Annotated in this window: 11 protein-coding genes and 1 pseudogene; 8 read left to right on the top strand and 4 right to left on the bottom strand. The window is 72.0% G+C overall.

The annotated features are described in order from the left end of the window. Positions 1–167 precede the first annotated feature (167 nt). From ACFZAT_RS21150 to tatA, 5 genes are all read left to right on the top strand, one after another. A complete protein-coding gene (locus ACFZAT_RS21150) occupies positions 168–1202 on the top strand; it encodes an ATP-binding cassette domain-containing protein (protein WP_391265759.1) in 1035 nt (344 codons plus the stop codon). Next, the gene (locus tag ACFZAT_RS21145) at positions 1199–2053 is read left to right on the top strand and encodes an ABC transporter permease (protein ID WP_391265758.1); all 855 of its coding nucleotides are present in this window, start codon (positions 1199–1201) and stop codon (positions 2051–2053) included. Before ACFZAT_RS21150 ends, ACFZAT_RS21145 begins: the two co-directional genes overlap by 4 nt. Positions 2054–2246: 193 nt before the next feature. Continuing rightward, a complete protein-coding gene (locus ACFZAT_RS21140) occupies positions 2247–3242 on the top strand; it encodes a DUF3533 domain-containing protein (RefSeq protein ID WP_391266045.1) in 996 nt (331 codons plus the stop codon). Between the two features lie 166 nt (positions 3243–3408). Beyond that, the gene (locus ACFZAT_RS21135; RefSeq protein WP_391265757.1) at positions 3409–4149 is read left to right on the top strand and encodes a dienelactone hydrolase family protein; all 741 of its coding nucleotides are present in this window, start codon (positions 3409–3411) and stop codon (positions 4147–4149) included. Positions 4150–4267: 118 nt separating this feature from the next. Next, on the top strand, positions 4268–4459 hold the full coding sequence (gene tatA, locus ACFZAT_RS21130) for a Sec-independent protein translocase subunit TatA (RefSeq protein ID WP_391265756.1): 192 nt from the start codon (positions 4268–4270) through the stop codon (positions 4457–4459). A gap of 82 nt (positions 4460–4541) precedes the next feature. On the opposite strand, the gene ACFZAT_RS21125 is transcribed toward tatA, so the two are convergent. Further along, positions 4542–5201, bottom strand: coding sequence for a TetR/AcrR family transcriptional regulator C-terminal domain-containing protein (locus ACFZAT_RS21125; protein ID WP_391265755.1), 660 nt, complete (start codon positions 5199–5201; stop codon positions 4542–4544). Between the two features lie 154 nt (positions 5202–5355). On the opposite strand from ACFZAT_RS21125, the gene ACFZAT_RS21120 reads away from it, so the two are divergent. Then, positions 5356–6474: a serine hydrolase gene (locus ACFZAT_RS21120; RefSeq protein ID WP_391265754.1), complete on the top strand. Its 1119-nt coding sequence runs from the start codon at positions 5356–5358 to the stop codon at positions 6472–6474. 4 nt (positions 6475–6478) lie between these two features. Here ACFZAT_RS21120 and ACFZAT_RS21115 read toward each other — a convergent pair whose 3' ends face one another. After that, on the bottom strand, positions 6479–7318 hold the full coding sequence (locus ACFZAT_RS21115; protein ID WP_391265753.1) for a helix-turn-helix domain-containing protein: 840 nt from the start codon (positions 7316–7318) through the stop codon (positions 6479–6481). A gap of 215 nt (positions 7319–7533) precedes the next feature. Between ACFZAT_RS21115 and ACFZAT_RS21110 the strand changes: the two genes are divergently transcribed. Next, entirely contained in the window at positions 7534–8280 is a 747-nt protein-coding gene (locus ACFZAT_RS21110; RefSeq protein ID WP_391265752.1) for an alpha/beta fold hydrolase, read from the top strand. On the opposite strand, the gene ACFZAT_RS21105 is transcribed toward ACFZAT_RS21110, so the two are convergent. Further along, on the bottom strand, positions 8264–9331 hold the full coding sequence (locus ACFZAT_RS21105; protein ID WP_391265751.1) for a family 43 glycosylhydrolase: 1068 nt from the start codon (positions 9329–9331) through the stop codon (positions 8264–8266). The two genes, ACFZAT_RS21110 and ACFZAT_RS21105, sit on opposite strands and share 17 nt — an antisense overlap. Positions 9332–9674: 343 nt before the next feature. Next, positions 9675–10238, bottom strand: coding sequence for a TetR/AcrR family transcriptional regulator C-terminal ligand-binding domain-containing protein (locus ACFZAT_RS21100; RefSeq protein WP_391265750.1), 564 nt, complete (start codon positions 10236–10238; stop codon positions 9675–9677). Positions 10239–10525: 287 nt separating this feature from the next. Here ACFZAT_RS21100 and ACFZAT_RS21095 point away from each other — a divergent pair. Then, a pseudogene (locus ACFZAT_RS21095) lies at positions 10526–11077 on the top strand (MFS transporter); the annotation flags it as partial. Positions 11078–11101: the final 24 nt, after the last annotated feature.

Genomic DNA, 11101 nt, shown 5'->3' with positions numbered 1-11101 from the left:
TGGGGGTTTCCGCCCAGTGTTTTTTGGGGTTGGGCATGTTCTCCGGCTACACCTGGTTGTGTTTGGACTCGGTGGCCGCGTCGGAGGCCCCCCCGGGGGGGGGGGGGGCGGCCCGGGCCCCCCCCCCGGCCGGACCCCACCGGCGAACCACAGCTGAGGACCGCACCATGCGACTTCACACCGGCCGCGAGGAAATCGCCCCCGAGCACACCCCCGCCACCCCCGGCCCGCCCGACTGCGCCATCAGCACCCGCGGCCTGGTCAAGAGCTATCCCGGGCCCAAGGGCACCACCACGCACGCCGTCAGCGGCCTGGACCTGGACGTCCACCGCGGCGAGACCTTCGCCTTCCTCGGACCCAACGGCGCCGGAAAGTCCACCACCATCGCCATGCTCTGCGCCCTGGCCCGCCCCACCGCCGGCCACGCCACCGTGGCGGGCGCCGACATCCGCACCCAGCCCCACCAGGTACGGCAGCGCGTCGGCATGCTGTTCCAGCAGAGCGCCCTCGACCCGGACCTGACACCCGAGCAGAACCTCCGTATCCACGCCCGCCTCTACGGCCTGCGCCGCGCCCACGTCCGCCGGCGCACCGCCGAAGTCCTGGAAGTGGCCGGACTCACCGACCGGCGCACCTCACCCGTACGCACCCTGTCGGGAGGCATGCGCCGCCGCCTGGAAATCGCCCGCCAGCTCCTGCACGCACCGGGCCTGCTGTTCCTGGACGAGCCCACCACCGGCCTCGACCCGCATGCCCGCGCACAGATCTGGGACCACCTCTACGCCCTCCGGGAGCAGAACGGCAGCACCCTCTTCATCACGACCCACCAGCTGGACGAGGCGGCCAACTGCGACCGCGTCGCCATCATCGACCGCGGCCGGCTGGTCGCCCAGGGCGCGCCCGGCGCGCTCAAGGCCGCCATCGGCGACGACCGGGTCCTGCTGCGCACCAGCCAGGACGAGCGGGCACACCGCGTCGTCCACCGCATGGTGCCGCGCGGACACACCGTCACCAGGGAGCCCGACGGGATCTGTCTGCGACTGCCCGACGGCAGCTCCTGGATCCCCCGGCTCTGCGCGACCCTGGAAAGCCACGGCATCGCCGTCCGCGCCGCCTCGGCCACCCCGCCCACCCTCGACGACGTGTTCTTCCACCACACCGGCCGCAGCATCCACAGCGCCCAGCCCGGCGGTGGCCGATGACCGCACTCCCGCTCCACGCGACCGGCACCGGGAAAAGCACCCGGCCGGACCGGCTGCGGCACGAACTGCGCGCCGTCCACGGCTTGGTCCACCGGGACCTCCTCCGCCTGGCCGGCCAGCGCGCCCACACCGCGCTGATGCTGCTCCACCCCGTGCTGTACCTGCTGATCCTGGGCGGCGGACTCGCCAGGCTCATCCCCGACTCCGCGCTGGGCGTCGGCTATCAGACCTACCTGTTCCCCGGCATGCTGATGATGACGGTGCAGACCCCGGCCATCCTGGTCGGCATCCGCCTGATCACCGACCGTCAGAGCGGCTATCTGCGCGAACTCCTCATGGCCCCGGTCAGCCGGACGACCCTGCTCCTGGGCAGCTGCGCCGGCGGCACCCTGGTCGCCACGATCCAGGGCGCGGTGCTGCTGAGCCTGGCCGGAGTCGTCGGCCTGCCCTACGACCCGCTCCTCCTCGCGCTGCTCCTCGCCGGCATGACCCTGATCTCCTTCACGATCACCGCCCTCGCCCTCACCCTGGCCGTGGGCCTGAGCAGACCCGAGACGTTCCACACGCTGCTCGGCGTCATGATGATGCCGCTGCTGTTCCTGTCCGGCGGCTTCTTCCCCCTTCAGGCGCTCCCCGGCTGGACCCACGCCCTGGCCGCCGTGAACCCGCTCGCTCACGGCGTCGACATGCTGCGCGGCAGCATCGCCCTGCGAGCCCCGGACGCGGCGACGGCCGGCGGCATCACCTGGGCCGGCCACCCGCTCCCGCTTCCCGTGGAGGCGGCCCTGCTCCTGATCAGCGGCGCCGGGGCCCTGCTCTGGGCCGCTCGCCGGTTCGCACGGCAGGAGTGAGCGGACCCCACGGCCACCGGTGCTGGGCCGAACGGGTGGGTACGGCACCGGCCATGCGTGTTCTCTCCGCGACGCCCTGGCCCGGCGTGAGGATGTCGGCGGAATGGGTGCACCGGTCAAGTACGGCTGAGAGCGGGGACGTCAGGTGGCGGAGACAAGGGGCTCGACGGCGCAGCTCGGCGCGTGGGCGGAGATGCGGGACGCGATCACCACCAGAGCCGTGCTCGTCATGGTGGGCGTGCTGCTGCTCCAACTGGGTTTCGCCCTCTCGTACATGGGGGCGTTCCACGCTCCGAAACCGCACCGCATCCCGATCACCCTGGTCGCCCCGCGCCCCGTGGAGGCCGACCTGGTCGCCCGGCTCAACTCACTGCCCGGCGACCCGGTGCACGTCACCGCCGTACAGGACCGCGCCCAGGCCCGGGCCCGGCTGATGGAGCGCAGGACCGACGCCGCGCTGATCGTGGCGGTGACCGGGCGCACCGACACACTGCTCGTCGCCTCGGCCGGCGGCCCCTCGGCGGCCGACGCCGCCGCGAAGGTCGTGGCGACCGTGGAACGGACGCAGAACCGGGCGCTGACCGTACGCGACATCCACCCGCCCGCCTCGGGGGACAGCCGGGGCCTGTCGTCGTTCTACCTGGTGCTCAGCTGGACGATCGGCGGCTACCTCGCCGCCTCGGCACTGAACATGGCGGCCGGATCCAAGCGCCCCACGCTCCGGCGCTCCGTCGTGCGGCTCGCGGCGATGGTGCCCTACGCCTTCGTCTCCGGAATCGGCGGAGCCATCATCGTCGGCCCGGTGCTGCACTGTCTGCCGGGCGCCTTCTGGGAACTCGTCGGCATCGGCACCCTGGTCGTCTTCGCCTCCGGTGCCGTCGGCGTGGCGCTCCAGTCGCTGCTCGGCACGATCGGGCTCGGCCTGACCATCCTCATCTTCACGATCCTCGGCAACCCGAGCTCCGGCGGCGTCTACCCGGCCTCCCTGCTGCCGCCCTTCTGGGCCGCGATCGGCCAGGCCCTGCCGCCCGGAGCGGGCACGACCGTCGTCCGGAACACGGTCTACTTCGACGGCAACAACACCACGGGCGCGCTGTGGATCCTCGGTGCCTGGGCATTCGCCGGGATCGCCGTCGCCCTGGTGGCCGCCGCGCTGCGCGGCCGGCGGGCCCGTACGGAAACCCGTTAGGCGACCGCCGCGGCACCCTGCTACATTCTTCCCGGCCGTGCGAAAGAACGAGGAGGTGGTACCCGTGAACGCAGTATCGACATGGGTGCTCCCCTCCGGGGTCACGGTCGGGCGATAGGCAGGTCGTCCGGGAGCGCCGTTCTGTGCACTCCCGAAAGGCACGATCATGCATTTCACTTCCGAGCAGCGCCTGGACGACGGCGTACTCGAACGCTCCTTCACCCTCGATGACATCCCGGGCCTCCTCTGGACACCCGACTCCGCGTCGGCGTCCGCACCGGTGCCGCTGATCCTCCTCGGCCACCCCACGCTCGGCCTGGACAGGATGTACCCGCGTCTGGTCGACCGGGCCCGGCACTCCGCGGCGGACGGCTTCGCCACGGCCGCCATCGAACTCCCCGGCTGCGGCGACCGGCCCCGGCTGCCGGCCCTCGACGGGGCCCGCGCCGACATGCGCAGGGCCCTGCAGGCGGGCGAACCGGTCACCGGCGAGATCATCGACGCCGTCGTCCTCCCGCTGGTCGACCAGGCGGTCCCGGAGCTGCGGGCCGCCATGGACGCGATCCTGGCGCTCCCCGAGGTCACCGGGCCCGTCGGCTACTCGGGCGGGGTGATCTCCATCGGCGTCCGGCTCGCGGCGGTCGACCCGCGCATCGCGGCCGCCGGGCTCTTCGCCGGCAGCTTCATCCCGCGCAGCACGTTCGACGAGGCCCGCCGGCTCACCATCCCGCTGCACGTCCTGTTGCAGTGGGACGACGAAGGCAACGACCGGCAGGCGGCGCTCGACCTGTTCGACGCCTTCGGCTCCCAGGAGAAGGCGCTGCACGCGAACATGGGCGGCCACACCGGTGTCCCGGCATACGCGGGGGCCGCGGCGGCCCAGTTCTTCACCCGGCACCTGAAGTAGCACCGCGGGGGCACGACCCGTACCACCTCGCCGAATGACACACAGGTCCGGTGTCTAAGGTGTCTGCTGTACGGGCGTGCCCCCGCACGCGCGGACGGCAACGAAGAAATGAGGTGACGTGATGCTCCGCAACGGCTTGGAACCGTGGCACCTGCTCATCGTGGCGCTGGTGGTCATCATGGTGTTCGGCTCGAAGAAGCTCCCCGACATGGCGCGCTCCCTGGGCAAGTCGGCTCGCATTCTCAAGAGCGAGGCCAAGGCGATGAAGGCCGAGGCGAGCGCGGATCCCGCCGCGCCGGGGCACTCGTAACACCCGCGCCGGCAAGGGGCCGGGGCAGCGGCGGACCATCCGCCCTTGCCCCGGCCCCTTCGCGTGTCCCGGGTTCCAAGGCCTAGCCGGCGCGCACGACGGCCTCGATGTGCCCGAGGTGTGCGGCGAGGATGTCCTCGAAAGCCGCCTGGTGGTCCGTCTGGAGCGGGCGGAGGTCACGCGCGAAGTGCGCCAGGGCGGGGAAGCGCTCGGGGTCGGCGCCCAGGACCGCCACCCGGAACAGCTCCTGGCCCTGCTCGCGCTCCTCCGGGGTGAGGGTGTCGGCGCTCGCCTCCGAGGCGATCAGCGAGGCGATGAGGACCACGATCCGGTGGTAGCGCACCGGGATCTCCTCGTCGGCCAGCCCGGAGGCGCGCAGTGCCTGGAGCACCTCCTCCACGACCAGCCGTGAACCCGCGCCGCTCGACACGTAACGCGCCCAGACCGCGGCGAGCTGCGGCTGTCGGCGGAAGGCGTCCCGCACGCGCAGGGCCAGGGCCGTGAGGCGCTGCTTCCAGTCGCCCTCGGGGCGGTACCCCTCCATCGCGGTCAGCAGGACCCGGTCGGCCACCGAGCGCAGCAGCTCGGTCTTGCTGCGGAAGTGCCGGTAGAGGCTCGACGAGTCGGTCCCGAGGACCGCCGCCAGTTTCCGCACGCTGAACGACTCCGTCGCGCTCGTACGCAGCAGTTCAGCGGCCGCGTCCAGGATCTCTTCGCTCGTCCAACGCCTTCGGCCTGCCATGTCGCTCCTCTCACCGGCCTCCAGCCTAACCTATGCACTTGGTGTTGCACGCGGTGCGTGCATAATGGGGTGCATGAGCTTGCCGGGCGGCCCGGCAGGCGGTGGGCCGGCGTGTGCGACCGCCGGCCCCGGGGGAAGCGAAGGGACGCACGACGTGAAGAACCCACTGGATTCCACGGCACTGGACGCCGCCATCGAGAACGTGCACCGCGCGGGAATACCCGGCCTGTTCGCCGAGGTCCGGCACGGCGACCGGGTCTGGCGCGGCGCCGCCGGGGTCGCCGACACCGCCACCGGCCGGCCCGTCGACGCCGGGATGCGCCACCGCGTCGGCAGCATCACCAAGACGTTCACCGCCGCCGCGGTCCTGCGGCAGGCCGAGCGCGGCCGGATCGAACTCGACGCACCGGTCGGCCAGTACCTGCCGGCCCTGGTCCCGGGGGAGCGGGGCGGGGCGATCACCGTACGGATGCTGCTCAACCACACCAGCGGCCTCGCCGAGTACCTTCCGTACGCCTACCCCTCCCTCAAGGCGTTCCCCGTCCTCGCCGAAACCGGGCCCGAGAGCCTGGATGCCCACCGGTTCACGCGGTGGGACCACACGGCACTGATCGCCATGGGCGTCGACGCACCCGCCGCCGGTGCTCCGGGCGGTGCGCCGGGGCTGTACTCCAACACCAACTACCTGCTGCTCGCCGAACTCCTGGCGCAGGTGAGCGGCGTCACGGCCGAGGAGTGCATCACCCGCGACGTCATCGAGCCCGCCGGGCTCACGGACACCGCGTTCCCCACCGGACCGGAGGTCGACGGACCGCACTCACGGCTCTACGAGGCGTGGTTCGGCATGATCGAACCGCCGCGCGACTACAGCGTCTTCGACATGTCGTGGACGGGCCCTTCGGCCTCCCTGGTATCGACCGTCGCCGACCTGAACCTCTTCTACGCCCAACTCCTGGCCGGAAAGATCGTCACCCCGGCCTCGCTGGACCGGATGCGGCGCACCAACCCGGTCATCTCCCAGGAGGGCCGGATCATCGAGTACGGCTTCGGACTGCACCCGACGGAAACACCGGGCCGGGACACCTTCTGGGGCCACGGCGGCACGGTCTGGGGCGGCGGCACCCTGGCCATGATCCGCGCCGACGGCGAACGGCAGATGGCGGTGGCGGTCAACCTCCAGCGGTGGAACAGGCTGGACGCCTCCGGCAGGCCGCAGCCCCACCCCATCGACGCGGCGCTGGAAGCCCTGTACCGGGTCGCGATGTTCGGCTGACCCGTCACCCGCACAGGTGGCGCGGACCGAGCACGCGCAACTCGTCCAGCACCGCGGCCCTTCCGGGCGGAGGCGTGAAGATCCGCAGGCGCTGGTCCACCGCCGGGGTGGCCAGCACCTCGCAGTCCAGATCGATCCTGCCCAGCTCCGGATGGACGAGCCGGAACGGGTGCGACCGCCGCACGGCGACCTCGTGCCGGTCCCACAGCGCGCCGAACTCCGTGCTCGCGGACCGGCACCGCGCCACCAGCGTCCGGGACGCCGCGTCGCCCCCGCGCCGGGCCGTCGCGGCCCGCAGGTCGGCCACCAACTGCCGCGCCTGCTCCGCGTGTTCCCCGGGCGCGAAGTGGCCGCGCACCGCCGGATCGGTGAACCAGCGCAGGACGATGTTGCGGTCCTCCTCCGCGACCGAGCACACGCAGCCGAACAACGCGAGTGCCAGTTCGTTCTGCGCCAGCAAGTCGCCCAGATCGCTGACCACTTGGACGGGCATTCCGTCCAAGTGGTCGAGCAGATACCGCAGGCCCGGGCGCAGATACCCACCGGCCCGCGCGCCTTCCGGCGGGCGGTGCCCGGCCAGCACGTACAGATGGTCCCGCTCGTCCTCGGTCAGCCGCAGCGCACCGGCGAGGGCGGCGAGCACCTGGACCGAGGGCTGAGGTCCCCGGGCCTGTTCGAGCCGCATGTAGTAGTCGGCGGACATCCCCGCGAGGACGGCGACCTCCTCACGGCGCAGCCCCGGTGTCCGCCGCCTCGGCCCCTCGGCGAGCCCGACGTCGCGCGGCGTCAGCCGCTCCCTGGACCGGCGCAGGAAATCGGCGAGCTCTGGACGCTTCGGTGTCATGTCGTCCCCAGCCTAACGGCCCCGCGCCCGCGCATCCTGGGACCGCCGGTCCTAGGCGCAGCGCTCCGCTTCCGGCCGGACACCGGCGGCGGCACGATCGGCACAGGGCCCGTCCGGGCCTGTCCGGCACACAGATCGGCGGTCGCACGATGAAGGAATCCATACTGTCGGTCCCTGGCGCGCGACTGCGCCACACCGTCAGAGGCGACGGTCCCGTGCTCCTGCTCATCGCCGGCGGCCACCACGGCGTCGACGCCACCGAACCGCTCGCCCGCCACCTCGCCGACCGGTACACCGTCGTCACCTACGACCGGCGCGGCCTGTCCGGGAGCGCCGCCGACGCCCGCGCGAAGACGCTCGCCACGCACGCCGAGGACGCCTCCCGCCTGCTCCGCGGCCTCGCACCGGGACCCGCGCTGGTCTACGGAACCAGCCTCGGAGCTCTCATCGCACTGGTACTGACCATGCGTCATCCCGAGCAGGTCGCGGCGGTCGTCGCCCACGAACCACCCGCCGCGTGCCTGCTTCCGGATCCCCGGCAGGGCACCGGGCAGCTGCTCGCCGTCGAGGAGACCTTCCGTGCGCACGGCGCGGACGCGGCCATGCGCGCGTTCGCGGCCGACCTCGACATCGACCCGGCCGACTCCGAACCCGACCTCCCGCCCCGCACGCCCGGGCCCTACCGCGTACGGAACGCGGAGGTGCTGCTCACGTACGACCTGCCGGCGATCAGGGCCCACGTCCTCGACCCGGCCGCGCTCGCCGCCTCACCGGCCCGCATCGTGGCCGCCGCCGGCGAGAAGTCGGGCCACCTCTGGACGCACACGTGCGCCGGACTCCTCGCCGGCGCGCTGGGGACACGTCTGGAGACGTTCCCCGGCGGCCACAACGGCTACGTGTTCCGCCCGCGCGCCACCGCGGACCGGATCCACGAGGTGCTCGGTGTCACTCGAAGAACTTGAGGCTGAACCCGGTGTCGGTGTTCGGGCCGGGGACGTTGGCGCGGCTGTACGTGGTGTTGCCCCACCAGCAGAAGGAGCCGGTGTACCAGTAGCGGTTCTCCCAGCTGTACGGGGTGCCCTTGGCCACCGCGTGGAACATCAGCGGGAACGTGGGCCCGGCCGGCGGGCTGGTCGCGATGTCACCGTCGAGCAGTACGAAGGTGTGGTGGCCCGGGCCGTTCACGTTCAGGGTGGGGTCCCAGCCGGACATCATCGTCGCGCGGTTGGAGCCGAACAGGCAGCCGTTGGACTTGTACCAGTCCCATACGTACGTCGGGTCGCCGCCCGCCCGGAGCCGCAGTTCCGCGATGCAGTACTGATCGCTCCAGCTGCCGTTGGCGGAGTAGGTGATGTGCAACTGGCCGTTCGGGTCCTTGATGGCTTCGGGGCCCTCGTTGATGAAGGGGTTGCCGACGACGCGCTCCCAGCTCTCCCTGGGCTGCGAGATGATGTACCGGGCGCCCGTGGGGGTGGTCGGGCTGCTCATCCGCGCGATGTAGAGGTTCTGCTCGACGTTGGTGGTGCCGGCCCAGCCCGACCAGACGAACCAGCGCTGGCCGTTGAAGGTGAACATGGTGCCGTCGATCGCCCACTTGTCGTCGGGCAGGGCGAGTTTCGTCGCGGCGGTGTAGCCGGTGTCGGGGTTGGCGGAACTGATCACGTACATGCGGTGCGCGGAGCCCCGGCCGGCCGAGAAGTACACGTAGTAGCGGCCGCCGTCCCGCACGATCTCCGGAGCCCAGATCTCACCGAGGTTTCCGGTGTCCGACCACACCTGCCGGGCCGGGGCCGAGGCCAGGCCCCCGGTCGAGGACGCCTGCCGGACATTGATCGCGGCACCGGTCGACTGGACCGAAATATATGTTCCGCCCACGCGCAGCACGCTGGGATCGGCGCCCCGGATGCCCGTCTGCCCCGCCTCGGCCGGCCGGGCGGAGGTGAGTGACATCGTGAGGGCCAGCAGCATGGACAGCGCGAAGGCTGCCACAGTGGACATCCGGGAGAGTCTCATGGCTTCCCTTTCCCGTGTGGGGGGCGTCGGGACGGACTGACTCCATGACCCTATCCACGTACGGGCGTGTTCATGTCAATCACCTCGTCTCATCCCTCGTGACCCTCGATGGGACGGCTGATGGCACCGTGCGGGACGTCCGCCCCGGCCCGGTCCTCCGGCTGCTCGCGCAGCGCGCGTTCCGTCGCCCGGAGCCGCTGTCACGCCTCCGGGTCCCCGTCCATGACCTCGTCCACGAGCGGCGAGGCGACCGGCTCCAGGTGCTGGGCCGGCCGCAGCCGGGTCGCGGGGGCCGGAAGGCGGCTCGGCGGAACCGTCCGTCAATTCGGGCACCGGGCCCCGCTCACAGCAGCCGGTCGACCAGCCCTTCCACGTACTCCTCGGTGAGCGGGCCCATGCCGAACAGGACGCGGATGTACATCGGGGCCAGGACGTGGTCCAGCACGGTGAGCGCGTCGGGCGCGGGCTCGCCGCGCTCGCGGGCGCGATCGAGCACGGACTGCAACTGCCGACTGCGCTCGGTCCGGAGGGCGTCGCGGGCCTGCGCGCCCTGCTGACCGGTGCCCGACAGGGCGACGGCCAGATGCAGGACCGCCGGTCCGTCGGGTCCGGTGATCTCGCGGGCGACCTGGGCCGCGTACGTACGCAGGTCGCCGGCCAGGCTTCCCGTGTCGGGCATCGGCGAGCGCGCGTTGAGGCGGGTGAGCGCCACGTCGCTGAGCAGCGCCTCCAGGCCGCCCCACCTGCGGTAGATGCTGCTGTCGGCCACGCCCGCGCGGGCCGCCACCTCGCCGACGGTGAAGTTCCCGTAGCCGCGCTCGCTGATGAGCTCGGTGACGGCCTGATGCACCTGCGCGCCGACCCGGGCGCTGCGCCCGCCGGGCCGCCGGGCTCGCTGTTCGTCCATGCGTCCACGTTAACGCAGTTCGCCCTTGCCTTTACGAATCAGCCTTGCTTGCAGTCGCCCAACGCAGTCTTCAGCTGCGTTAGGTGACTGCAAGCGAGGGATTCCCATCACTGCATCGCATACGGCCGCGGGCAACCGGCCGAACCGCGCCGTGCTGCTCACGGTGACCTGCCCGGGCCCGTTCATGGTCATGCTCGACAACACGATCGTGGGGGCGGCGCTGCCCGACATGCAGCACCGCCTGAGTCTCCAACTCACGGGCCTGCAATGGATCGTTGACGCGTAAGTACGTCCGGGGCAGCTCGATCCTGCGCGCGGGGCCGCAGACCCTCCCCACCACCCTCGCCATGGTGATCGTCAGCCCGTACGCGGGACGGCTCGCCGCCCGGCACGGCTTCGGTGTCGTGGTCACCGCCGGCCTGGCCCTGGCCGGCCTCGGACTCCTGGCCCTCGGCACGGTGCACGCCGACACGGGTTTCGGGAACGTGTGGTGGCGGCCGGCGGTCGTGGGCATCGGCTTCGCCCTGACGATGTCCCCGCTGACCGGCGCCGCCATCCAGGCCGTCCGTGCGCAGGAAGGGGGCCTGGCCTCGGGCATCAGCAGCACCACCCGGCAGATCGGCGCGGTGCTCGGTGTGGCGGTCCTCGGAGCCGTGGTCCGCGCCCGGCAGTCCGGCGGAGCCTCCTTCGAGGCCGGCCTCGACAGCGCCTTCCTGACGGCGGGTGCCCTCACCCTGGCCACCGCCGTGTTCACGGGTCTGTGGCTGACGAAGACAGGTGTTGTCGCGCCGGTACGGTCTACGGAGACGCCGAAGCCCGCCACGGCGGACAGCCGTTGAGAGGCCGCGCGCACAACCCGGCCC

Origin of the sequence: Streptomyces sp. NPDC008163 (assembly GCF_042956885.1) — a bacterium.
Classification (GTDB): domain Bacteria; phylum Actinomycetota; class Actinomycetes; order Streptomycetales; family Streptomycetaceae; genus Streptomyces; species Streptomyces drozdowiczii_A.
The sequence above is the reverse complement of the archived record's forward strand: the minus strand, read 5'-3'. Positions and strand labels throughout refer to the sequence as shown.

What these genes read in the sequence shown, in the direction of transcription:
- ACFZAT_RS21150 (WP_391265759.1), top strand. Translation starts at nt 168, where the DNA reads ATGCGACTTCACACCGGCCGCGAGGAAATCGCCCCCGAGCACACCCCC.
- ACFZAT_RS21145 (WP_391265758.1), top strand. Translation starts at nt 1,199, where the DNA reads ATGACCGCACTCCCGCTCCACGCGACCGGCACCGGGAAAAGCACCCGG.
- ACFZAT_RS21140 (WP_391266045.1), top strand. Translation starts at nt 2,247, where the DNA reads ATGCGGGACGCGATCACCACCAGAGCCGTGCTCGTCATGGTGGGCGTG.
- ACFZAT_RS21135 (WP_391265757.1), top strand. Translation starts at nt 3,409, where the DNA reads ATGCATTTCACTTCCGAGCAGCGCCTGGACGACGGCGTACTCGAACGC.
- ACFZAT_RS21125 (WP_391265755.1), bottom strand. Translation starts at nt 5,201, where the DNA reads ATGGCAGGCCGAAGGCGTTGGACGAGCGAAGAGATCCTGGACGCGGCC.
- ACFZAT_RS21115 (WP_391265753.1), bottom strand. Translation starts at nt 7,318, where the DNA reads ATGACACCGAAGCGTCCAGAGCTCGCCGATTTCCTGCGCCGGTCCAGG.
- ACFZAT_RS21105 (WP_391265751.1), bottom strand. Translation starts at nt 9,331, where the DNA reads ATGAGACTCTCCCGGATGTCCACTGTGGCAGCCTTCGCGCTGTCCATG.
- ACFZAT_RS21100 (WP_391265750.1), bottom strand. Translation starts at nt 10,238, where the DNA reads ATGGACGAACAGCGAGCCCGGCGGCCCGGCGGGCGCAGCGCCCGGGTC.